Here is a 22,630-nt window from a genome sequence, read left to right as displayed (position 1 = left end):
GATCAGGTAGGTAAGGTGGGCTGAGAGCATCGCGCCGAAAAGTTAACATCCCGGCGCGCCGTTTACAACTTCTTCCTGCTCCGCAAATGAAAATGCCGTTCAGTTCTTAACTGAACGGCATTACCGCCATTGCGGGGCTTTTTCATTTGACGATCACAACGCGCGTCAAACGATGGTGAGCGGCATTTCGTTACAGGCAGCCGCTGATTGCACTGGTGGCGTTGCTGTCCGCAGCGCCGGCCCCACGGAAGCCGACCCACGTGCCTTTGCCGGTGTAGGACGGGCGTACCACTGCGGCTGCGCCATTAGGGGGCTGCTGGCCGGGAGCATAAACATCCATCGCCTGATCGTTGGCGAGCGTGTTTTGCGAGACGACCTGTTGCTGCGAGCCGTCCGCCCATTTCTGCGCGATGCAGCTGGCCACGGCCTTGGGCGGTTGCTGGCTCTGGCCGACGGATTGAACGCCAGCAGGCGGTTGAGCGGCGCAGGCAGAAATTGCCACGGTGAAAGCGATTAACGGTAGGTATTTCACGTTATCTCCTCATGAGTCGCTCAGAATCGAGCCGGTTGCACGGATGTGAAAGTGTCAGAGCGACCGTTGCCACCCGTGTTCCCGAAGTTCTAGAAACAAGTTGTTAGCAAGCTTTTCAGTGCGGCGAACTTGTGCGAAGAAGTGGCCTGACAGCGGGCCACACGTTTTCAAGTAGCACTGGCTGTGCCTGCTGCGTCGGATGAAACTGGTCCGCCTGGAACATTTCCGGTTTATCGGCAATGCCCGCGAGCAGGAAGGGCACCAATGGCACCTTTAATTGCTTCGACAATTCGCCGTACATGCCGTGGAACTTCTGGGTGTAGTCCGGGCCGTAATTAGGTGGGACATACATGCCCACCAGCACGACCTTCGCGTGACCCTGTTGAGCCTGCTCGATGATCGTGCGCAGGTTGTCTTCGGTAGTGGGGAGCGGCACGCCGCGCAATGCATCGTTGGCGCCGAGCTCGACGATTACGATGCTCGGCTTCAGACGCTGCATCAGCGCCGGCAAGCGAGCCCGGCCGCCGCTCGTGGTGTCGCCGCTGATGCTTGCATTGGCAACGCTATAATCGAGTCGCTGGTCGGCGAGACGCTGGCGCAGCAAGGCCACCCAGCCCGTGTCGCGGGGCAAGCCGTATTCGGCCGAGATGCTGTCGCCGAGCACGACGATCACCGGCTTGGCGGGTTCCGGCGCATTGGCGGCGTGAACCGGCAAGGGCATCGAAAACAGCGCAGCGGTCGCGACGGCCGAGCCTAGTGCTGTAGTCATCCGCGCCGTTGCGCGAGGGGCTATGGCGAGCACTTTCAACCTACGCTTCACCATGCTAAACAAAACTGATCCAGTCATTGAAGTGCGGGGTTTGTGCAAGAAGGTTAAGGATGCAACGGGTGAACTGACGATTCTCGACGACATCGATCTTGCTATCGCTGCCGGCAGCAGTGTGGCGATCGTCGGTGCATCCGGGTCGGGCAAGTCTACGCTGCTCGGCTTGCTCGCAGGATTGGACAGCGCAAGCTCGGGCTCGGTTCGGTTGCTGGGTCGCGAGCTGACCGAACTGAGCGAAGACGAACGGGCCGCATTGCGCGGCGGCTCGGTCGGCTTCGTTTTCCAGTCGTTTCAGCTGATGCCGCATCTGACGGCGCTCGAAAACGTCACTTTGCCGCTCGAACTGCAAGGCGGCATCGGCACGCGCGAGGCTGCGGCGCGCGCGCGTGCGCTGCTGGAGCAGGTGGGTCTCGGGCAGCGCACCAGTCATTATCCGAAGCTGCTGTCAGGTGGCGAGCAGCAGCGCGTCGCATTGGCGCGGGCGTTCGTCACGCACCCGGCCATCCTGTTCGCCGATGAGCCGACCGGCAGCCTCGATGCCGCCACCGGTCATGCGGTGATCGATCTGATGTTCGAGATGAACCGCGCGAACGGTGCGACGCTGATTCTCGTCACGCATGATATCGAGCTGGCGCGTCGTTGCGATACGACCGTGACGATCGAGGCGGGACGGATCGCGTGAACGGGACGCTCGCGCGCGGCGAGGCGCGAGCGGTGACCATCGATACAAAAGCAAAGCGGGCCGTGTGTGAACTGACGGCCCGCTTTTTCATTGCGGCTCATGGTTGCCGTCGAGCATGGAGCTGCAACTTGCGGCAACTCTGCAGCACGCCAAACGATGCAGGTAGCGACGCAACCGCACGTAACCGCATGCTGCTCAACGACTCGCTGACACCGCGGCGCCACTCACACTCACCGCTTCAACGCAGCGCGCGCCCGCGCGATCAACGCCGACGTCGACGAGTCATGCTTCTTCGCATCCACGCTGGCGGCGGTCAGATCGGCCTCGACCACCTTGCCGAGAATCTTGCCCAATTCGACGCCCCATTGATCGAACGGATTGATGTTCCACACCGAGGCCTGCACCAGCACCTTGTGCTCGTACAACGCGATCAACGCACCGAGCGAACGCGCGGTCAGCGCGTCGACGAGCAGTGTCGCGGTCGGACGGTTGCCAGGAAACACGAGATGCGGCGCGAGTTCCGGCTTGTCCGGCCCGGCCACTTTTTTGGCTTCCTCGAGCGTGCGACCGAGCATCAGCGCCTCGCTTTGCGCGAAGCAGTTGGCGAGCAGCTTCGGATGATGACTGACCAGCGGATGCTCCGGCGTCAGCACCGCGATGAAGTCGATCGGCACGATGGTCGGGCCTTGGTGAAGCATCTGGAAGAACGCATGCTGGCCGTTCGTGCCCGGTTCGCCCCAGGTCACGGCCGAAGTCGGATAGTCGACCATCGCGCCATCGAGCCGAGCCGATTTGCCGTTGCTCTCCATCTCGAGCTGTTGCAGATACGACGGCAGGAAATGCAGCGCTTCCGAATACGGCGCGACCAGATAGCTCTGCGAGCCGAAAAAGTTGCGATACCAGATGCCGATCATGCCGAGCAGCACCGGCAGATTCTTCTCGAGCGGCGCATCGCGGAAATGCTGGTCCATCTCGTTGGCGCCGGCGAGCAGCTCGCCGAACTGCTGCGGGCCGACCGCGATCATGATCGACAGACCCACCGCCGACCACAGCGAGTAACGGCCGCCGACCCAGTCCCACATCTCGAACACGTTCTCTTTCGCGATGCCGAACTTGACCACTTCGGAGGGATTGGCCGACACGCCGACGAAGTGCTTCGCAAGTGCGCTTTCCGGGCAGCCTTTCTGGATGAACCAGTCGCGCAGCGAGCGCGCGTTGGTCATGGTCTCGAGCGTGGTGAAGGTCTTCGAGACGATGATCGCGAGCGTCTCTTCCGGGTCGATCTGTTGCATCACGTTGTACAGATCGGCGCCGTCGACGTTGGACACGAAGTGCGTGGCGATCTCCGGCGCGGCCAGATGGTGCAGCGCGTGCACGACCATCTTCGGCCCGAGGTCCGAGCCGCCGATGCCGATGTTCACGATGTAGCGAATCCGTTTGCCGGTGTAGCCGGTCCATGCGCCGCTGCGCACCTGCTCGGCGAACGCGGCCATCTTCGCGCGCTCGGCCTGCACCTGGGCGAAGAACGGCGCCTTCGGATCGGTCGCGCGCAACGCGGTATGCAACGCGGCGCGGCCTTCGGTCGGGTTGACCACGTCGCCTGCGAACATCGCGTCGCGGCGCTTCTCGACGCCGGCTTCGCGCGCGAGTTGCACGAGCAGTTGCAGGGTTTCGTCGGTCACGCGGTGCTTCGAGAAATCAGCCGCGAGACCGCCGCCGGCGAACGTGAGGCGCTCGGCACGGGTAGGGGCGGGATCGTTCTCGGGGGCGAACCAGTCGCGCATGTGGGCATCGCGAATCTTCTCGTAATGCGTTTGCAGCGAGGACCAGGAGGGGAGCGAGTTCTGGGTCATAGCGTCCGTCTAACCAAGGGGCACGAAGAAAGGCGCGCGCGTGAAGCGCTGCCGCGGATGATGCAACGAGGCTGTTAGAGCGATGCCGCGCAGCCGGGTTCGTGCATGGGCGCCGGTGAGGCCTCGACGGCCCGCCATCCAGCGCAGGGGGCCGTTGAAGTCTCACCGCACCCGCAAACGATCCGATCGTGCGGCGCAGTTAATCAGTATAGCGGCGTTGCGTGACAGGCTGTACCCGTTTGGCTTCAGCGCGCAAAGGTTGGGATGGGTGCGTCACGTGTGCGCGGGCGGATAGAACAGGCGGTTAAGCAAGGTCCGCACCATCGGCGCGAGTTCGCCCGCCGTCAGGCCGGCCGGGCCGTGGCCTTGCGCGCTGAGGGTGTCGGCGGCGAGGCCGTGCAGGTAGACGCCCGCCAGCGCCGCTTCGTAGCGCGGCAGATGTTGCGCGAGCAGCGCGCCGATGATCCCGCCGAGTACGTCGCCGGTGCCGCCCGTCGCCAGAGCGGCGTTGCCGGTCGGATTGATCGCGAGGCGGCCGTCCGGCGCGGCGATGATCGTGCCGGTGCCTTTCAGCACCACCACGCTGGCAAAGCGCGCGGCCAGCGCGCGGGCCGCGCCGAGCCGGTCGCGCTGCACGCCGGGCGCGTCGCTGCCGAGCAGGCGCGCGGCTTCGAGCGGATGGGGCGTGAGAATGCACGGGTCGCCTTGCACGCCGCGCGCAGTGAGTTCGGCGGCGAGCGCGGGGTCCTTCGCGATCAGGTTCAGCGCGTCCGCGTCGAACAGCTTCGGCACGTCGAGCTTCAGCACGTCGTGCATCACCCGCGTCGCGCTTTCGCGGTGCCCCATTCCGCAGCCGACGGCGAGCGCGTCCATCCTGTCGAGCGGTAGATCGTCGAGCGCATGCAGCATCAGTTCGGGATGCGGCGGATCGTAGGGCGGGGCGCCGTCGCCCAGCAGCGCGACGTGCACCTTGCCTGCGCCGCTGAAGAGCGCCGCGCGCGCCGCGAGGATCGGCGCGCCGCACATGCCGGAGTCCCCGCCGACCACCGCGAGGCTGCCGAAGGTGCCCTTGTTGGTCGCGAAGTCGCGCGGCGGCAGGAACGCGCCGAACAGCTCGGGCGCATTCAGCTGCACGCTCGTGCGCTGGCTGCTGTCGACGCCGATCGGCGCGACCGTCACCGCACCGGCCAGGTCGCGGCCCTGCGCGGTGAACAGACCCGGCTTCGCGCCGATGAAAGTGATCGTGTGGGTCGCGTGGACGGCGGCGCCGTCGCCATCGCCGACGATCGTGCCGGTGTCGCTGTCGAGGCCGCTGGGGACGTCGAGCGCGAGCACGCCGCCTTTCCTGGGCCGAGCCTTCGCGCGTTGCGACAACTGCCGCGCGACGCTCGCGAACACGCCTTCGAGGGGCCTCTTGAGGCCGATGCCGAACATCCCGTCCACGAGCCAGCGGTAGCCGTCGAGCGACGCCGGCGGCGCCGTGGTGATCGGCACGCCCGCGGCGCGGGCCGCGTCGAGTGCCCAGCGCGCGTCGTCCGGTTTCACTTCCACCGGCATGCACAGCTCCACCGCGATGCCGGTTTTATGCAGCCCGGTCGCGAGGACCAACGCGTCGCCGCCGTTGTTGCCGGGGCCGGCGATCAGCCACACGCGCTGTTTCGAGCGGGCGATCGACGTGTCGCGGGTGATCTGTTCGTCGAGCAGGCTCGCGGCCGACTGGCCCGCGCGCGCCATCAGCGTGTGCTGCGGCAACGCCGCCGCGGCTTGCGCTTCCGCGATCCGCAGGTCGGTCAGCGTGAGCAGGGGCAGCGCCCGCTGGTGCGGGTCGATGAGCGTCGGGGGCGTGTTTTCGGCGTCTGTCATGGCGAGGCCTGGCGGTTCGTCCGGTGGGTCCCCGCTGGTTCCGGTCGGTCCGGTGCGGGGCGGGAAGCTTGGGAACCGCTATGTTAGTGCCGATGCAGGCGCTGCGGGCGGCTCTTTCAGCCCGCTCGCGGGCGGCGTCAAAGCAGCCCGCGCGAGAGCCGAAAGCGGATTACCGCTGAAACCGGACGTTACTGGAAGCGGTCCGTGCGCAGCGCCGCCAGCGTGTCGTCGGGCAAGCCCGGCGCGTGGCCCGACAGCAGGTCGGCGACCAGCTTGCCCGCGCCGCAGGCCAGGCCCCAGCCCGCCGGACCGTGGCCCGCGTTGACGAACAAACGCGGATGCAGCGCGTTGCCGATCACCGGCAAGCCGTCCGGCGACAGCAGCTTGACGCCTTCCCAAGGCAGCGCCGCCGAAATCCGCGCGGCGCCAGGAATCCAGTCGTGCGTCGCCTGGCCGAGCAGCGCGAGCGCTTCCTTGGTCACGGCTTCGCCCAATGGCTTGTCGATCTGGCCGGCGCTTTGCAGCACCGCGCCGCCAGCGATCCGCAGCCGCTGGTTCATCCGGCTGATGCCGATCCGCTTGACCGCGTCGACGATCGCCACGTGCGGCGCGCATTCCTCATGCGCGATCGGCGCGACCAGCGTGTGCAAGCGCAGCGGATGCAGCGGCAGCCGCAAGCCGATGCGCTCGAGCAGCGCAAGGCTGCCGTGACCGGCGGCCACCACGACCGCGTCGGCGTGGATCACTTCGACTTCGCGCGAACGGGCGGCCGCACCGGCGCGCGGCGCCAGCTCCACGGACGCGCGCTGGCCTTCGAGGCGGATCGCCGAGACCTCGCAGCCCAGCATGAACTGCACGCCACCTTGCGAGTCGAGGGTCTGCTTGATGAGCTTGGCGAACAGCGGACAGTTCGCCGTGCGCTCCCGCTCGAACAGCACGCCGCCGGCGAATTCCGGCTCGGTGCGCACGGAATGCTCATACGCGGCGCATTCGGCCGGCGTCAGCACATGATGCGGCACTTCGTACTGGCGCAGCAGGCCGAGCGCGGGCTGGGTCTGCTCCCATTCGTGCTCGGCGCGCACCAGATGGAGCAGCCCGCTGGTCTGTTCGAATTCGAGACCGAAGCGCGCTTCCACGTCGGCCATCGCGTCACGCGACGCTTCGATCAGCGGGCGCAAGCGGCCATACTGGCGGGCGAACGCCTCCGGTTCCTGCAACGCGGCGAGCTGCTTGACGAACTGACGCGCCGCCCCGTTGAAGCCGATTTTGTTGATGACGCCGTTCTTTGCGTTCTGACGGCTCGCGAGGAAAGTCGGGCCGAACCAGACGTCGAGCGGGGTCGGCAGGACATTGCCGCCGTGGCCGTAGGTCGCGCCCTGCGCGACGGTGGCGTGGCGCTCGACGACGCATACGCGGTGGCCGGCCGCGCGCAGGTGATAAGCGGTGGCGACGCCCGCTATCCCGCCGCCAATGACGATGACATCCATGTTTTGATTCGAATTGCCGACGGGACGCCGAAGCGGCGCATTCCCGTTGAACGTGGCATGCGGCGCGCTGCCCGGCATGGCTCGGGCGGCTCGCGCCGATCTGGTGAAAGGGCGAATGATAGCAGTCAAAGCGCCGCCGCGGCCACGCGCCGCGCATCGCCCGGCGGCGCCCGAGCGCGGACCGAACGCACACCGCCAGGCCCGCTGGAAGCCTGTTCCCGGGGTATAATCCCGGACTTCCTTTCCGCCTCACGTCGCCTGCATGCGCGACTTCTCGGCATCACTGAGCGACGCAACGTCAAGTCCATGGCCCACTTCTCGTGTTTCCCCGGCGCTTCGGCCCTTTCCGATTTCCGTCAAACCCGCCTGCTCGAAACGCTCACGCGCATCGACCCGAATATCACTGGCGTACGCGGGCAATACCTGCACTTCGTCAACGCGCAAACGCCGCTCTCCGCTGAAGACACCGCGAAGATCGAGGCGCTCATGCACTACGGCGATCCGCTCGAAGCAGGCAAGGAGCGCGGCGTCGCCGAAACCTTCCTCGTGGTGCCGCGTTTCGGCACGGTCTCGCCGTGGGCCAGCAAGGCCACCGACATCGCCCATCTGTGCGGGCTCACGCAGGTGCGCCGCATCGAGCGCGGCGTCGAGTACACGGTCACGCTGAAAAGCGGCCTGCTGGGCGGCAAGAAGGTGCTCTCCGACGAAGCCCGCGAGGCTGTCTCGGCGGCGCTGCACGACCGCATGACCGAAAGCGTGTCACCGTCGCGCGACCACGCGCTGCATCTGTTCGACGAACTGCCGGCCAAGCCGCTGCAAACCGTCGACGTGCTCGGTCACGGCCGTGGCGCGCTGGAAACCGCGAACACGGAGCTGGGCCTCGCGCTCGCCGACGACGAAATCGACTACCTGGTCGACGCGTTCACGAAGCTCGGCCGCAACCCGACCGACGTCGAACTGATGATGTTCGCGCAGGCCAACAGCGAGCACTGCCGCCACAAGATTTTCAACGCGGACTGGACCATCGACGGCGAGAAGCAGGACATCTCGCTGTTCAACATGATCCGCAACACCGAGAAGCTGAACCCGCAGGGCACGATCGTCGCGTATTCGGACAACTCGGCGATCATGGCGGGCGGCATGGCCGAGCGCTGGTTCCCGCGCACGCCGGCCGAGCCCGGCGCGATGCCGGAGCACTACCGCCGCAGCGTCGAACTCACGCACACGCTGATGAAGGTGGAAACGCACAATCACCCGACCGCGATCTCGCCGTTCCCGGGCGCCGCGACCGGCGCGGGCGGCGAAATCCGCGACGAAGGCGCGACCGGCCGCGGCGCGCGTCCGAAGGCGGGCCTGGCGGGCTACACGGTGTCGAACCTCGAGTTACCCGACGGCGTCGAGGCATGGGAAAACGCGCGCGACGCCGCGCAACTGCTCGCGCACCGCAATCCGGCCGACCAGCACGAAGCCTATGGCCGTCCCGACCGCATTGCATCGCCGCTGCAGATCATGATCGACGGCCCGCTCGGCGGCGCCGCGTTCAACAACGAATTCGGCCGACCGAATCTGGGCGGTTATTTCCGTGCTTATGAACAGAACGTCGCGGGCCTCGTGCGCGGCTATCACAAGCCGATCATGATCGCCGGCGGCATCGGCAACATCTCGGACCAGCACACGCACAAGCACGACCTGCCGGAAGGTTCGCTGCTGATCCAGATCGGCGGCCCGGGCATGCGCATCGGCATGGGCGGCGGCGCGGCCAGCTCGATGGCGACCGGCACCAACACCGCCGAACTCGACTTCGACTCGGTGCAGCGCGGCAATCCGGAAATCGAACGCCGCGCGCAGGAAGTCATCAACGCGTGCTGGCAGCTCGGCGAGAAGAACCCGATCCTGAGCATTCACGACGTGGGCGCGGGCGGTTTGTCGAACGCGTTCCCGGAAGTGGTGGACGGCGCGGGCAAGGGCGCGCTGTTCGAGCTGCGCAAGATCCAGCTTGAAGAGAGTGGCTTGTCGCCGCGCGAAATCTGGTCGAATGAAGCGCAGGAGCGCTACGTGCTGGCGATCGCGCCGGCCGATCTGCCGGCCTTCGAAGCGATGTGCAAGCGCGAGCGCTGCCCGTTCGCGGTGATCGGCACGGCCACCGCCGAGCGTCAGTTGAAGCTGATCGACTCCGAACTGAACGACGCCGCCGCCCATCAGCCGGTCGACATGCCGATGGAAGTGCTGCTCGGCAAGGCGCCGCGCATGCATCGCGACGTCAAGCGCGTCGAGCAGCGGCTCGAACCGGTGGACGTCACCGGCATCGCGTTGCCGGATGTCGCGCAGAGCGTGCTGCGTCATCCGACGGTCGCGAGCAAGTCGTTCCTGATTACGATCGGCGACCGCTCGGTGGGCGGCACGACCGCGCGCGACCAGATGGTCGGCCCGTGGCAAGTGCCGGTGGCCGACGTCGCGATCACGACGATGGACTACGCGGGCTTCAGAGGCGAAGCGATGACGATGGCCGAGCGCACGCCGCTCGCCGTGATCAACGCGCCGGCTTCAGGCCGCATGGCGGTCGGCGAGGCGGTCACGAACATCGCGGCCGCGCCGATCGCGTCGCTCGACAAGCTGAAGCTGTCGGCGAACTGGATGGCCGCGTGCGGCGCGCCGGGCGAAGACGCGGCGTTGTACGACACGGTCAAGGCGATCGGCATGGAGCTGTGCCCGGCGCTCGGCATCAGCATCCCGGTCGGCAAGGATTCGCTGTCGATGCGCACCAAGTGGGAAGACCGTGGCGTCGCAAAGGAAGTGGTCGCGCCGGTCTCGCTGATCATCTCGGCGTTCGCGCCGGTCGAAGACGTGCGCAAGCAGCTCACGCCGCAACTGCGCCGCATGAGCGAGGTCGGCGACTCGGTGCTGATCGCGATCGACCTCGGCCGCGGCAAGCATCGTCTGGGCGGCAGTATCCTCGCGCAGGTCACGCAGCAGGTCGGCGACACGGTCCCCGACATCGACGATCCTGAAGACCTGAAGCGCTTCTTCAACGCAATCCAGGCGCTGAACAGCGACGGCAAGCTGCTCGCTTACCACGACCGTTCGGACGGCGGCCTGTGGGCGACGGTGTGCGAAATGGCGTTTGCGGGTCACGTCGGCGTGTCGCTGAACGTCGACATGCTGGTGCTCGATCCGCATCACGAATCCGATTACGGCGACGCGAAAGACTGGGCGAAGCAGACCAGCGGCCGCCGTGAAGACCGCACGATGCGCGCGCTGTTCAACGAAGAGCTGGGCGGCGTGATCCAGGTGCGCGCAGCGGACCGCGACGCGGTGCTGGTCGCGTTGCGCGAACACGGGCTGTCGGCGTGCTCGCATGTGATCGGCAAGATCACCGAGCGCGACGCGATCGAAATCTATCGCGACGCAAAGAAGATCTACGAAGCGCCGCGCACCGAACTGCATCGCACGTGGAGCGAAGTGAGCTGGCGTATCGCGCGTCTGCGCGACAACCCGGCCTGCGCCGACGCGGAATACGACGCGCTGCTGGACGCCGCTGATCCGGGCATCACGGCGGTACTGAGCTTCGATCCGGCTGAAGACGTCGCCGCGCCATATATTGGCAAGAGCGCGCGTCCGCGTGTTGCGATCCTGCGTGAGCAGGGCGTCAACTCGCACCTCGAAACGGCCTACGCGTTCGACCGCGCCGGCTTCGACGCGCACGACGTGCACATGAGCGACCTGCTCGCGGGCCGCGCGAACCTGGCGGACTTCGCCGGCGCGGTGGCGTGCGGCGGCTTCTCATACGGCGACACGCTGGGCGCAGGCGAAGGCTGGGCGAAGGCGATCCGCTTCAATGCGCAACTGGCCGACATGTTCGCCGCATTCTTCGGCCGCGAAGACACGTTCGCGCTCGGCATCTGCAACGGCTGCCAGATGATGAGCAGCCTCGCGTCGATGATCCCGGGCGCCGAGGCGTGGCCGAAGTTCACGCGCAACAAGTCGGAGAAATTCGAAGCGCGCTTCTCGCTGGTCGAAGTGCAGGCGTCGCCGTCGATCTTCTTCGCCGGCATGGAAGGCTCGCGCATTCCGGTGGCGGTCGCGCACGGCGAAGGCTATGCGGACTTCTCGCAGCAAGGCGATGCGTCGACGGTGGCGGTGGCGATGCGTTACGTCGATCACCGTGGCCAGGCGACCGAGCAATATCCGTTCAATCCGAACGGTTCGCCGAACGGCATCGCGTCGGTCACGACCGCCGATGGCCGCTTCACGGTACTGATGCCGCACACCGAACGCGTGCATCGCGCGGTGCAGATGAGCTGGCATCCGGAAGGCTGGGGCGAGGGCGGCACGGACGCTAGCCCGTGGATGCGCGTGTTCCAGAACGCGCGCCGCTGGTTGGGGTGATCTGAGGCAGGGCCGCCGCTTGCTTTGGGTGGCGGCCTTGTTGTGTGACTCACGTTCAGGCGGCTCGCGCTGCGCACCGCGTTTTACGATGTGCCCGACGTTGAGCCTCACCCCAGGTTTCACACTACGCTTCGCACAACGCAAAAAGCTGCGACAACAAAACCCGCAGTAAATAAAAAAAGCCGCCCTCGTGGGCGGCTTTTCTGCTTCAGACTCCAGACGAAGCGGTCACTCGAGATCCCGCTTACTGAATCTTCGCGTTCTTGCGCAGACCTTCTTCGAACGCCTGCAGCTTTTCCTGCTGGATCTGCTGCACGATCTGCGCGCGCACCTGATCCAGCGGCGGCGGCGTGGTATCGCGCACGTCGTCGACACGGATGATGTGCCAGCCGAATTGCGTATGCACCGGCGTGTCGGTCATCTGGCCTTTCTGCAGATGCGTGGCCGCGTCCGCGAATTCAGGCACGTAGGCCTTCGGGTCCGACCAGTCGAGATCGCCGCCGTTCTTGCCCGATCCCGGGTCCTTCGAGTATTGCTTGGCGAGCTCTTCGAAGCTTGCGCCGCCCTTGATCTTCGCGATCAGGTCCTTCGCCTGCTGCTCGTTGTCGACGAGGATGTGGTGCAGGTGATATTCCTTGCCGCCCGCGTCCTTGATCAGCGCGTTGTAGCGCGCGGTGATTTCGGCGTCGCTCGGCTGATTGTTCTTCACGAAGTCTTCGATCAGCGCGCGCAGCACGACGGTCTGTTGCGCGACGGCGATTTGCGCCTTGATGTCCGGACGATTCGGCAGGCCGCGGCGCAGCGCTTCCTGCATCAGGATTTCGCGGTTCACCAGTTCTTCGCGCACTGCCATTTGAAGTTGCGGCGTGTTTTGCTGGCCTTGGTGAACCAGCTGGTCGATCAGCGCATCGGCGCGCGCTTTCGGAATCGGCGTGCCGTTCACGACAGCGATGTTCTGTGCAAATGCAGGTGCGGCCGCAAATGCAGCCAGCAATACCCAAAGGCGGGTTTTCTTCAAAGTCATCGGAAGTTCCTAGCGGGGCAACAAAGCAAATTCTTCGGGCGTATACGCCGTGATGGCAAGGGCATGAATGCCGCGCTGCATGGCATCGGCCAGCGCATCATACACCATGCGATGCCGCGCCACGCGGGCTTTGCCGGCAAATGCGGCAGCCACGATCGTGACACTGAAATGACCGCCGGCGGAGGCTCCCGCGTGGCCCGCGTGCTGCGCACTGTCGTCGGTGATGCGAATCGATTCGACCGGCGCGAGCGCGGCGGTGAGACGCGCCTCGATCAGCGCGGCGCGCTCGGCGGTGGTGGCGTGCATGAATACATCGCTCGTCATGTCATTCTTCCTTCATGTATTTCGCAAGCCACAAACTCTGCCCGACGATGAACACCAGCAGGCATCCGGTCGCGCCGAACAGCTTGAAATTGACCCATTGGTCGGTCGTGTAGTGATACGCGACGAACAGATTGACGAGCCCGAGCAGCACGAAAAACACCGCCCACACGATATTCAGCTTGCCCCAGATCGCGTGTGGCAGCGTGATCTGCTTGCCCATCATCGCTTCGATCAGGTTCTTGTTGAAGGCCAGTTGCGAGACGATCAGCGCGACGGAGAACGCCCAGTACAACACGGTCGGCTTCCACTTGATGAAGGTGTCGTTGTGCAGCACGAGCGTGGCGCCGCCGAACACCGTGACGACGCCGAGGCTCACCCACAGCATCGGATCGACCTTGCGGTGGCGGAAGGCCACCCAAGCGATCTGCACCAGCGTGGCGACGATCGCCACTGCCGTCGCCGTGAAAATGCCCCATATCTTGAAGGCGACGAAGAACAGGATGATCGGGAACAGATCGAACAGGAATTTCATTATCTGGTCGGGAATTCGCAGAGTGAGTCGAAGGTGAGGGCGCAGTGCGAAGCGCCCGGTGGTGCTAGCCGCGCCAGGCTGCCATGGCAAACGGACGGCTTTACCCGGCTGTTCGTCGCGAGCCTGCCGCGCAAGGGTGGCAGGCCCGCAGGCTGGATCAAGGGCGTCGCAGCCGCCGGACGCCCGATGGCGCGCGCCTGCCGGCAACGCGCCGGACTTCGCACAGCGTTACTTGGGCTCGAATTGTAACGCAGCCGAATTGATGCAGTAGCGCAGACCGGTCGGCGCGGGGCCGTCTTCGAACACGTGGCCCAGATGCGCGCCGCAGTTCTTGCATTGCACTTCGATGCGCAACATGCCGTGCGAGCGGTCGGTTTTCTCGGCGATCACCTCGCCGTTGATCGGCTTGAAGTAGCTCGGCCAGCCGCAGCCGGCGTCGAACTTGGTGTCCGATTCGAACAGCGGCGTGCCGCAGCACACACAGTCGTAGATGCCGCGGTCCCAGTGATCGTGGTAGCGGCCCGTGAACGGGCGTTCGGTGGCCGCGTGGCGGGTCACCTGGTATTCGATGTCGGACAGCTGCTTGCGCCACTCGGCGTCGTCTTTCTGCACGGCGGGGGCATCGGGGTTCAGGTCGTCGGGCTTGTTCATGGTCGGTTCCTGTCTCGGGCTTGTTTTGGGGGGATGCTCGGTGTGCGGGCCGGGTTCGGTGTTCAATCGGCTTTCTTTCAGGCTTCGGTCGGCGTTCGTTCACGCTTCATCGCGGCTCGAATCGCGGCTGCACGGTTCACTCGGCTCATCACACAGAATCAGGTGCATTTCTGCGTCTCGCAGACGCGTCACGACGAGCAACTCACTTCCAGCGAGCTTGCCCAGTCGGGCGGCAAGCCCGCATAGGCTTCGTGCTCGGGCTGTTCGTCGAATGGGCGGCGCAGCACTGCCGCCAGACGCTCCACTTCGGAAAAATCCTTCTCTTTCGCGCGGCGGATCGCCGTTTCCGCCAGATGATTGCGAAGTACGAATTTGGGGTTCACACGGTTCATTGCAATGGCGCGCGCGGCGTCGTCGCGTGTTTCTTCGCACAGTCGCGCGCGATAGTCGTTCGCCCACGCATCGAACGCGGCGCGATCGAGAAACAGGTCGCGCACCGGCGCGTCGCCGCTCGCGTCGTGTTTCGACATGCGCGCCAGATTGCGGAAGGTCCGCGTGAAATCGGCGCGGTTCGCGTGCATCAACTCGAACAGGCGATTGACCAGCGCATCGTCGCCGTCGCGCTCGTTTTCGAGGCCGAGCTTGGCACGCATGCGCCGCTCCAGCGCCGGCGCGAAGCGCTCCTTGAAACCGCCGAGCACGCGCTGCGCGTCTTCGATCGCCTTGTCGCTGCGCACGCTTTCGTCGTGCTGCTCGCCGAGCAGGGGCAAGAGCCCTTGCGCGAGGCAAAACAGATTCCAGTAGGCGATCTGCGGCTGCATCCGGTACGCGTAACGGCCCTGCGAGTCGGAGTGGTTGCAGATGTAGCCGGCGTCGAAGCCGTCCATGAAGCCGAACGGACCGTAGTCGATCGTGAGGCCGAGGATCGACATGTTGTCGGTATTCATCACGCCGTGACAGAACCCGACCGCCTGCCACTCGACCATCAGGTCGGCGGTGGACAGCACCGCTTCGTTCAGCAGCGCGAGATACGGATCGTCGGCTTCGCGGCAATGCGGATAGAAACGCTCGATCACGTGATCGGCGAGCGCACGCAGCGCATCGACGCGATCGTTCGAATAGAAGTGCTCGAAGTGGCCGAAGCGCACGAAGCTCGGCGCCACGCGCGTGACCACGGCGGCGGTTTCGACGGTCTCGCGCCGCACCGGCTGATCGGAGCCGATCACGCACAGCGCGCGGGTGGTCGGAATGCCGAGATGATGCATCGCTTCCGAACAGAGAAACTCGCGGATCGACGAGCGCAGCACCGCGCGGCCGTCGCCCATGCGCGAATAGGGGGTGCGTCCCGCGCCCTTGAGCTGCAGCTCGAAGCGCTCGCCGTCGTGTTCGATTTCGCCGAGACCGAGCGCGCGGCCGTCGCCGAGCTGACCCGCCCACACGCCGAACTGATGGCCCGAGTACACCGATGCATAAGGCAATACTTCGGCTGGCCACTCACGCGTCGCGTTGCCGCAGAACAGTTCGGCGAAGCCCGGATCGTTGCGAAGCTCAGGCGCGAGCCCGAGCAGCGCGGCAGTCTCCGTGGAGAAGCCGACCATATACGGCGCGCTGAGCGGCGCGGCGGGCAGACGCGTGAGAAACGCGCTGCCGAGCTGCGCGAACGCGCTCGGCGGAGGAGTGACAAGAGTGGTGGAAAGATCCGTTAAAGCTTCGGATAACCCTGCAATGCTTGGGGAAAACGACATGTTGAGCGCCTCTGGATTAACCGATATTGTAAGTCCGCGCCCGCGGAGCTGCTGGCCGGCCTTTGGACGATGCTGCACCCCGATGTGGTACCCCCTCTGTCGCCGGCTTTGCGGATTTCGCCGCCGCGCAGCGAGACACGTCCAATCGGCTCCCGGACCACAACCCAATCGAAAACAGACAAGCCGAGGAGATCCCGCTTTATGACGACGCCGCTGCTGGGCCAGATGATGGACGTGCCGCTCACCGTGCCCTCATTGCTCGCGCATGCCGCGCGGCATTTCGGCAGCACCGAGATCGTCTCGCGGCGCATCGAAGGCGACCTGCACCGCTACACCTACCGCGATTGCGAGAAGCGCGCGAAGCAGCTCGCGCAGGCGCTGATCGCGCTGGGCGTAGAACCCGGCGAGCGGATCGCGACGCTCGCGTGGAACGGCTACCGGCATCTGGAAACGTACTACGGCACGACCGGCTTCGGCGCCGTCTGCCACACGATCAACCCGCGGCTCTTTCCCGAGCAGGTCGCCTACATCGTCAATCACGCCGACGACGCCTACGTGCTGTTCGACACCACGTTCGCGCCGCTCGTCGACGTGCTCGCGCCGCAATGCCCGAAAGTGCGCGGCTGGATCGCGCTGGCCGACGACGCGCATCTGCCCGTCATGCAAACGCCGGTGTTCAGCTATGAGACGCTGATGGCCGCGCAGAACGGCGACTTCGAATGGCCGTCTCTCGACGAGCGCCAGGCGTCCTACCTTTGCTATACGTCGGGCACTACGGGCAATCCGAAGGGCGCGCTCTATTCGCATCGCTCGACGGTGCTGCATGCGTTCGGCGCGTCCCTGCCCGATGCGATGAGCCTGTCCGCACGCGATTGCGTGCTGCCCGTCGTGCCGATGTTCCATGTGAACGCGTGGGGCATTCCGCACGCCGCGCCGTTGACCGGCGCGAAGCTGGTGTTCCCCGGCAAGGACCTTGACGGCAAGTCGCTCTACGAGCTGATGGAAAGCGAACGCGTCACGTATTCGGCCGGCGTGCCGACCGTGTGGCTCGGCTTGCTGAACTACCTGCGCGACGCGGGCGTGACGTTTTCGTCGCTGGAGCGCACGGTGATCGGCGGCTCCGCGTGTCCGCCGGCCATGCTGCGCACGTTCGAGGACGACTACGGCGTGCAGGTGATCCACGCGTGGGGCATGACCGAAATGTCACCGCTCGGCACGCTGTCGAAGCTGACCTGGGAGCAGAGTCAGCGGCCGCTTGCCGAGCAGCGCAAGTTGCTCGAAAAGCAGGGCCACGCACTGTACGGCGTCGACATGAAGATCGTCGGCGAGGACGGGCGCGAACTGCCGTGGGACGGCGTCGCGTTCGGCGATCTGCATGTGCGCGGACCGTGGGTGATCAACCGGTATTTCTGCAAGAATGACTCGCCGTTGGTGGACGGCTGGTTCCCGACCGGCGACGTCGCCACTATCGACCGCGACGGCTTCCTGCACATCACCGACCGCTCGAAGGACGTGATCAAATCCGGCGGCGAATGGATCAGCTCGATCGATATCGAGAACGTCGCGATCGCGCATCCGGCGGTGGCGGAAGCGGCCTGCATCGCGTGCGCGCATCCGAAGTGGACCGAGCGTCCGCTGCTGGTGGTCGTCAAGCGCGCCGGCCTGGATGTCACGCGCGAAGAACTGCTCGCGTTCTACGAAGGCAAGGTCGCCAAGTGGTGGATTCCCGACGACGTCGCGTTCGTCGACGAACTGCCGCATACCGCTACCGGCAAGCTGCAGAAACTGAAGCTGCGCGCAGCTTTCCGCGACCACGTGCTGCCGTCCGCGCTCGACGATGAACAGCACTGCCTGCTTGCCAGGGGAAACCCTGCCTAGAGATAAATTGAACGATCGTGCTTTTCTGTGTATCCTGCCTGTAGACCGGGGAACGCTGGTCGGCTGCAGAGCCGGCCAATGAGTCGGACAATGAGCCGACTCGGTAACCCGGATGGCCGGCGCGCAATGTGCCGCCTAATCGCATGATTGGCATGGATCGCATGGAGGCAGGCAGATGGCAGTGAATTACACAACTCAAGACGGCGTGGCCGTCATCACGCTGAACAATCCTCCGGTAAACGGCCTCGGCCTGTCGACGCGGGCGGGCATCGTCGAGGGGATCGAGCGCGCGCAGAACGACCCGGACGTCAAGGCCATCGTGCTGACCGGCGCGGGCAAGGCTTTCTCGGGCGGCGCCGACATCACCGAATTCAACACGCCGAAAGCCACTCAGGAGCCGACGCTCGCCACGGTCATCAAGATCGTCGAAGGCAGCGCGAAGCCGGTGGTCGCAGCCATCCACAGCGTCGCGATGGGCGGCGGCCTGGAGCTGGCGCTCGGCGCGCATTACCGCATCGCCGCGCCCGGCGCGCAGATCGCGCTGCCGGAAGTGAAGCTCGGCATCCTGCCGGGCGCGGGCGGCACGCAGCGCCTGCCGCGCGCAATCGGCCTCGAAGCCGCGCTCAACATGATCGTCTCCGGCGCGCCGGTGCTGTCGGAGAAGCTGGCCGACTCGGGCCTGTTCGACGAAGTCGTGCAAGGCGATCTGCTTGAGGCGGCGCTCGCGTTCGCCCGCAAGGTCGGCGCAAAGCAAGGCCCGCATCCGAAGGTGCGCGATCGCAAGATCGAGCATCCGAACGCGGCCGGTTTCATCCAGTTCGCGCGCAATAGCGTCGCGGCGATCGCGAAGAACTTCCCGGCGCCGCACAAATGTATCGACGCTGTCGAAGCGGGCGTGCAGAACGGTTTCGACAAGGGCCTCGCATTCGAGCGCGAATGCTTTATCGCGCTGGTGCAGACGCCGGAAAGCCGTGCGCTGCGCCATGCGTTCTTCGGCGAACGCGCGGCCAGCAAAATTCCCGATGTGCCTGCCGATACGCCGCTGCGCGACATCAGCCGGGTGGCCGTGATCGGCGCGGGCACGATGGGCGGCGGCATCGCGATGAACTTCATCAACGCGGGTATTGCGGTCACGCTGCTGGAAACGAAACAGGAAGCGCTCGACCGCGGCCTCGCGACGATCCGCAAGAACTACGAAGCCAGCGTCAAGAAAGGCAAGTTGAAGCCCGAAGCGCTCGAAGAGCGCATGGCGCTGATCACGCCCACGCTTTCCTACGACCACCTGAGGAGCGCCGACCTGATCGTCGAAGCCGTGTTCGAAGAACTGGGCGTGAAAGAGCAGGTGTTCAAGCGTCTTGACGAAGTCGCCAAGCCCGGCGCGATCCTCGCGTCGAATACGTCGACGCTCGACGTCGACAAGATCGCCGCGTTCACGAAGCGTCCGCAGGACGTGGTCGGCCTGCACTTCTTCAGCCCGGCCAACGTGATGAAGCTGCTCGAAGTGGTGCGCGGCAAGGAAACCGCCAAAGACGTGCTCGCCACCGTGATGCAACTCGCGAAGAAGATCAGGAAGACCGCAGTGGTGTCCGGCGTGTGCGACGGCTTCATCGGCAACCGGATGATCGAGCAGTACGTGCGTCAGGCGCTCTTCATGCTCGAAGAAGGCGCGCTGCCCGCGCAGGTGGACAAGGCCATCGAGAAGTTCGGTTTCGCGATGGGCCCGTTCCGCATGAGCGATCTGGCCGGCAACGACATCGGCTGGGCGATCCGCAAGCGCCGCTATCAGGAACGTCCTGATATCCATTACTCGAAGATCGCCGACCGCCTGTGCGAGATGGGCCGCTTCGGGCAGAAGACCGGCGGCGGCTGGTACGACTACAAGACGGGCGACCGCACCGCGTATCCGTCGCAAGTGGTCGACGAGATGATCGGCGCGTTCTCGAAGGAAATCAACGGCGAGCGCCGCAAGATCAGCGACGAGGAAATCGTCGAGCGCCTCGTGTTCGCGCTCGTCAACGAAGGCGCGAAGATTCTCGAAGAAGGCATTGCGTCGAAAGCGTCGGACATCGACATGGTCTATCTGACCGGCTACGGCTTCCCGCTCTATCGCGGCGGCCCGATGCTGTACGCGGACACGGTCGGCCTCTACAACGTGGAGCGCGCGATCCGCCGCTACGCGGCGCGGCCGAACGGCGACGCGTGGCAACTCGCGCCGGGCCTCGCGAAGCTGGTGGCCGAAGGGCACGGGTTCAACGGCTGAGCGGGCTGACGGCCCCTCGGATCAAACGAATGAGGTGGCGCGCTTCGGCTCCGGATTCGCAGCGTACTTTGATGCGCGAATCGGAGCGTAAATCGCCTGGCGATTTGCCGACGCGCCACCATCGACATCTGGAAGTAGGAGATATGCATGACTGACGCCGTAATCGTATCGACCGCCCGCACGGGCCTTGCCAAATCATGGCGCGGCGGTTTCAACATGACGCACGGCGCGACGCTCGGCGGCCACGTGACGCAGGCCGCCGTCGAACGCGCGAAGCTCGACCCGGCGCGCGTCGAGGACGTGATCATGGGCTGCGCGAATCCGGAAGGCGCGACGGGCGGCAATATCGCGCGGCAGATCGCGTTGCGCGCCGGTTTGCCGGTCAGCGTGCCGGGCATGACGGTGAACCGTTTCTGTTCTTCGGGATTGCAAACTATCGCGCTCGCCGCGCAACGCGTGATCGCCGGTGAAGGCGACGTGTTCGTCGCCGGCGGCGTGGAGTCGATCTCGTGCGTGCAGAACGAGATGAACCGCCACATGATGGCCGAAGGCTGGCTCAGCAAAAACAAACCGGAAATCTACTGGTCGATGCTGCAGACCGCCGAGAACGTCGCGAAGCGCTATTCGATCTCGAAGGAACGTCAGGACGAGTACGGCGTGCGCTCGCAGCAACGCGCGGCGGCCGCGCTCGAAGCCGGCAGGTTCAAGGACGAGATCGTGCCGTTGACGGTGCTCGCCGGCGTCGCCGACAAAGCGAGCGGCCGTCTGTCCACGAAGGAAGTGACCGTCAGCAGCGATGAAGGCATTCGCGCCGACACGACGCTGGAAGGCGTGTCGAAGATTCGCACCGCGATGCCGGGCGGCGTGATCACCGCCGGCAACGCGAGCCAGTTCTCGGACGGCGCGTCGGCTTGCGTTGTGATGAACGCGAAAGTCGCGGAGCGTGAAGGGCTGCAGCCGCTCGGCATTTTCCGCGGCTTCGCGGTGGCCGGCTGCGAGCCGGACGAAATGGGCATCGGCCCGGTGTTCGCGGTGCCGAAGCTGCTGAAGCAGGCGGGTCTGAAGGTCGAGGACATCGACCTGTGGGAATTGAACGAGGCGTTCGCGGTGCAGGTGCTGTATTGCGCGGACAAGCTCGGCATTCCGCAGGATCGCCTGAACGTGAACGGCGGCGCGATTGCGGTCGGGCATCCGTATGGCGTGTCCGGCGCGCGGCTCACCGGCCATGCGCTGATCGAAGGCAAGCGGCGCGGCGCGAAGCTGGTCGTCGTGACGATGTGCATCGGCGGCGGGCAGGGCGCGGCGGGGTTGTTCGAAGTGGTGTGAGGCGGGCCGTGCTGGAGGAGACCTGAGAGGGCGGGCGCTGCGGGTTCGGTGCGGTAGCGGGAAATCCGCACCGAATCCGTGGTGTTCGTTTTTTGTTCGCGAGGGGATCAGAGTTGTTCGATGGAATTGCCGGGATCACGGTGAACCCGCCCCAAGCGATGACAGGTTCAACGTCCCCTGATTGATGAAGCGCGTCGTGCCCGTCATGCCGCCCGCGAGCTTGCCGCGCAGGATGTACGGAATCTGCCCCGACTGCGCGGCGTCCGCGACCGCGAAGGCCTGGCGAACGGCGGCGAAAGCCGGCACGGTCAGCGGCACGGTGACGATGGTTTCGCCGAAGCGCTGCACGGTGCCCGCCTGATCGCTGACGCCGCTGGCGAACGGCTTGCCGTTCAGTTCGAGATCGAGCGACACGCCGTTGAAGCTGACCGTGGAATCGTTGGGATTCTGCACGCGCAGTTTGACGTTGAAGCGCATCTCCAGCCCCTGGCTGGCGATCGGTTCGATGCCGGCCACGCTGACGCGCAACGGATCGCCGCCGAACAGCCCGGCGCAGCCATTGAGCGTGAGCGCGGCAAGCGTGAAAAACGTGAAGACGGCGAGCAGGCGATAAAGACCCGACAGACCGCTGGACAGCGGCGCGCGCGGCAAGGACATGACCAGCACCTCGAAGGAAGCGGGTTGATCACGCATTGTACCGGGCGGCATCGCGCGAGCAGAGCGTTTCAGGCGGCGCGCCCCAACCGTGTTCTGACGAGCGCGGCCAGACGATGGGCGGCGCGACGGACGAGACCCTGCACGCCGTGATCCGTACTCGGGCACAGCACGATGAACGCGGCGGCCTGCGCCTGCATCGCGCTGATCGTCACGACGCCGCGTTGCGGCATCACAAACCGCTCGCCTTCATGCAAGGCGAGCGACGTAAGCGGCACGGCATCGCCCAGCCATGCCAGCGAATGATCGCGGAAGCCGAGTTGCAGCGCGCCCTCGACGGCCACGATCGAACTACCCGCGCGCAAGTCGTGCATGGCCACCTGCGCGGCGGCAACACGTAAAGCGCCGGGGCGGCGCGGGTCGGCAACAGGTTGACGCACAGACATGACAGATCCTTTGAATCGTTTTCATGCTGTACAGCTTATGGAGTCCGTCCACGTGAAAACAGCGGCAGCCGTCGACAATCTGAACCGGTGCAGTGCCACGTTTCGACATGCTGTATCGGTCAGAATCGCGGCGATGTGTATCTGTCGCGGCGCGCGATCTG

The 22,630-nt window shown here is 65.4% G+C and carries 17 protein-coding genes; 5 read left to right on the top strand and 12 right to left on the bottom strand.

All coding sequences use genetic code 11. The annotated features are described in order from the left end of the window. Positions 1-190: 190 nt before the first annotated feature. Positions 191-532: a hypothetical protein gene (locus FVF58_RS13745; RefSeq protein ID WP_149670438.1), complete on the bottom strand. Its 342-nt coding sequence runs from the start codon at positions 530-532 to the stop codon at positions 191-193. A 115-nt stretch (positions 533-647) separates the two neighbouring features. Next, a complete protein-coding gene (locus FVF58_RS13740; RefSeq protein ID WP_149670437.1) occupies positions 648-1,355 on the bottom strand; it encodes an arylesterase in 708 nt (235 codons plus the stop codon). On the opposite strand from FVF58_RS13740, the gene FVF58_RS13735 reads away from it, so the two are divergent. Then, positions 1,354-2,040 (top strand): ABC transporter ATP-binding protein, encoded by a 687-nt coding sequence (locus FVF58_RS13735; protein WP_149670436.1) that lies wholly within the window; start codon positions 1,354-1,356, stop codon positions 2,038-2,040. The genes FVF58_RS13740 and FVF58_RS13735 overlap by 2 nt on opposite strands. A 230-nt stretch (positions 2,041-2,270) precedes the next feature. Here FVF58_RS13735 and pgi read toward each other — a convergent pair whose 3' ends face one another. The 3 genes from pgi to FVF58_RS13720 form a co-directional block, all read right to left on the bottom strand. Further along, positions 2,271-3,893, bottom strand: a complete 1,623-nt coding sequence (gene pgi / locus FVF58_RS13730) for a glucose-6-phosphate isomerase (RefSeq protein ID WP_149670435.1) — start codon at positions 3,891-3,893, stop codon at positions 2,271-2,273. 273 nt (positions 3,894-4,166) lie between these two features. Beyond that, positions 4,167-5,756 (bottom strand): NAD(P)H-hydrate dehydratase, encoded by a 1,590-nt coding sequence (locus FVF58_RS13725; protein WP_149670434.1) that lies wholly within the window; start codon positions 5,754-5,756, stop codon positions 4,167-4,169. Between the two features lie 188 nt (positions 5,757-5,944). Beyond that, the gene (locus tag FVF58_RS13720) at positions 5,945-7,243 is read right to left on the bottom strand and encodes an FAD-dependent oxidoreductase (RefSeq protein ID WP_149670433.1); all 1,299 of its coding nucleotides are present in this window, start codon (positions 7,241-7,243) and stop codon (positions 5,945-5,947) included. A 306-nt stretch (positions 7,244-7,549) separates the two neighbouring features. On the opposite strand from FVF58_RS13720, the gene purL reads away from it, so the two are divergent. Next, positions 7,550-11,629 (top strand): phosphoribosylformylglycinamidine synthase, encoded by a 4,080-nt coding sequence (purL, locus tag FVF58_RS13715; protein ID WP_149670432.1) that lies wholly within the window; start codon positions 7,550-7,552, stop codon positions 11,627-11,629. A 244-nt stretch (positions 11,630-11,873) separates the two neighbouring features. On the opposite strand, the gene FVF58_RS13710 is transcribed toward purL, so the two are convergent. From FVF58_RS13710 to FVF58_RS13690, 5 genes are all read right to left on the bottom strand, one after another. Further along, complete coding sequence (locus FVF58_RS13710; protein ID WP_149670431.1) at positions 11,874-12,653, bottom strand: peptidylprolyl isomerase; 780 nt, start codon at positions 12,651-12,653, stop codon at positions 11,874-11,876. Positions 12,654-12,662: 9 nt separating this feature from the next. After that, positions 12,663-12,977: a BolA family protein gene (locus tag FVF58_RS13705; RefSeq protein ID WP_121318239.1), complete on the bottom strand. Its 315-nt coding sequence runs from the start codon at positions 12,975-12,977 to the stop codon at positions 12,663-12,665. A 1-nt stretch (position 12,978) separates the two neighbouring features. Next, positions 12,979-13,509, bottom strand: coding sequence for a septation protein A (locus tag FVF58_RS13700; RefSeq protein WP_149670430.1), 531 nt, complete (start codon positions 13,507-13,509; stop codon positions 12,979-12,981). 228 nt (positions 13,510-13,737) lie between these two features. Beyond that, complete coding sequence (msrB, locus tag FVF58_RS13695; protein ID WP_149670429.1) at positions 13,738-14,160, bottom strand: peptide-methionine (R)-S-oxide reductase MsrB; 423 nt, start codon at positions 14,158-14,160, stop codon at positions 13,738-13,740. 188 nt (positions 14,161-14,348) lie between these two features. Further along, a complete protein-coding gene (locus FVF58_RS13690; RefSeq protein ID WP_149670428.1) occupies positions 14,349-15,905 on the bottom strand; it encodes a protein adenylyltransferase SelO in 1,557 nt (518 codons plus the stop codon). 201 nt (positions 15,906-16,106) lie between these two features. Here FVF58_RS13690 and FVF58_RS13685 point away from each other — a divergent pair, with 201 nt between their 5' ends. From FVF58_RS13685 to FVF58_RS13675, 3 genes are all read left to right on the top strand, one after another. Then, complete coding sequence (locus FVF58_RS13685; RefSeq protein ID WP_149670427.1) at positions 16,107-17,783, top strand: 3-(methylthio)propionyl-CoA ligase; 1,677 nt, start codon at positions 16,107-16,109, stop codon at positions 17,781-17,783. A 175-nt stretch (positions 17,784-17,958) separates the two neighbouring features. Continuing rightward, positions 17,959-20,043, top strand: coding sequence for a 3-hydroxyacyl-CoA dehydrogenase NAD-binding domain-containing protein (locus FVF58_RS13680; protein WP_149670426.1), 2,085 nt, complete (start codon positions 17,959-17,961; stop codon positions 20,041-20,043). Between the two features lie 147 nt (positions 20,044-20,190). Beyond that, positions 20,191-21,369, top strand: coding sequence for an acetyl-CoA C-acyltransferase (locus tag FVF58_RS13675; protein WP_149670425.1), 1,179 nt, complete (start codon positions 20,191-20,193; stop codon positions 21,367-21,369). Between the two features lie 135 nt (positions 21,370-21,504). On the opposite strand, the gene FVF58_RS13670 is transcribed toward FVF58_RS13675, so the two are convergent. Then, positions 21,505-22,026 carry an LEA/WHy family protein gene (locus FVF58_RS13670; protein ID WP_149670424.1) on the bottom strand — a complete coding sequence of 174 codons (522 nt, stop codon included), beginning with the start codon at positions 22,024-22,026 and terminating at the stop codon, positions 21,505-21,507. Between the two features lie 68 nt (positions 22,027-22,094). Then, complete coding sequence (locus tag FVF58_RS13665; protein ID WP_149670423.1) at positions 22,095-22,469, bottom strand: hypothetical protein; 375 nt, start codon at positions 22,467-22,469, stop codon at positions 22,095-22,097. Positions 22,470-22,630: the final 161 nt, after the last annotated feature.

Origin of the sequence: Paraburkholderia panacisoli, assembly GCF_008369935.1 — a bacterium.
GTDB classification, from domain to species: domain Bacteria; phylum Pseudomonadota; class Gammaproteobacteria; order Burkholderiales; family Burkholderiaceae; genus Paraburkholderia; species Paraburkholderia panacisoli.
This window is presented reverse-complemented; position numbering and strand designations above follow the sequence as displayed.

What these genes read in the sequence shown, in the direction of transcription:
- FVF58_RS13735 (WP_149670436.1), top strand. Translation starts at nt 1,354, where the DNA reads ATGCTAAACAAAACTGATCCAGTCATTGAAGTGCGGGGTTTGTGCAAG.
- FVF58_RS13700 (WP_149670430.1), bottom strand. Translation starts at nt 13,509, where the DNA reads ATGAAATTCCTGTTCGATCTGTTCCCGATCATCCTGTTCTTCGTCGCC.
- FVF58_RS13740 (WP_149670437.1), bottom strand. Translation starts at nt 1,355, where the DNA reads ATGGTGAAGCGTAGGTTGAAAGTGCTCGCCATAGCCCCTCGCGCAACG.
- FVF58_RS13710 (WP_149670431.1), bottom strand. Translation starts at nt 12,653, where the DNA reads ATGACTTTGAAGAAAACCCGCCTTTGGGTATTGCTGGCTGCATTTGCG.
- FVF58_RS13675 (WP_149670425.1), top strand. Translation starts at nt 20,191, where the DNA reads ATGACTGACGCCGTAATCGTATCGACCGCCCGCACGGGCCTTGCCAAA.
- pgi (WP_149670435.1), bottom strand. Translation starts at nt 3,893, where the DNA reads ATGACCCAGAACTCGCTCCCCTCCTGGTCCTCGCTGCAAACGCATTAC.
- FVF58_RS13670 (WP_149670424.1), bottom strand. Translation starts at nt 22,026, where the DNA reads ATGTCCTTGCCGCGCGCGCCGCTGTCCAGCGGTCTGTCGGGTCTTTAT.
- FVF58_RS13720 (WP_149670433.1), bottom strand. Translation starts at nt 7,243, where the DNA reads ATGGATGTCATCGTCATTGGCGGCGGGATAGCGGGCGTCGCCACCGCT.
- FVF58_RS13665 (WP_149670423.1), bottom strand. Translation starts at nt 22,469, where the DNA reads ATGTCTGTGCGTCAACCTGTTGCCGACCCGCGCCGCCCCGGCGCTTTA.
- FVF58_RS13680 (WP_149670426.1), top strand. Translation starts at nt 17,959, where the DNA reads ATGGCAGTGAATTACACAACTCAAGACGGCGTGGCCGTCATCACGCTG.
- FVF58_RS13725 (WP_149670434.1), bottom strand. Translation starts at nt 5,756, where the DNA reads ATGACAGACGCCGAAAACACGCCCCCGACGCTCATCGACCCGCACCAG.
- msrB (WP_149670429.1), bottom strand. Translation starts at nt 14,160, where the DNA reads ATGAACAAGCCCGACGACCTGAACCCCGATGCCCCCGCCGTGCAGAAA.
- FVF58_RS13685 (WP_149670427.1), top strand. Translation starts at nt 16,107, where the DNA reads ATGACGACGCCGCTGCTGGGCCAGATGATGGACGTGCCGCTCACCGTG.
- FVF58_RS13705 (WP_121318239.1), bottom strand. Translation starts at nt 12,977, where the DNA reads ATGACGAGCGATGTATTCATGCACGCCACCACCGCCGAGCGCGCCGCG.
- purL (WP_149670432.1), top strand. Translation starts at nt 7,550, where the DNA reads ATGGCCCACTTCTCGTGTTTCCCCGGCGCTTCGGCCCTTTCCGATTTC.
- FVF58_RS13690 (WP_149670428.1), bottom strand. Translation starts at nt 15,905, where the DNA reads ATGTCGTTTTCCCCAAGCATTGCAGGGTTATCCGAAGCTTTAACGGAT.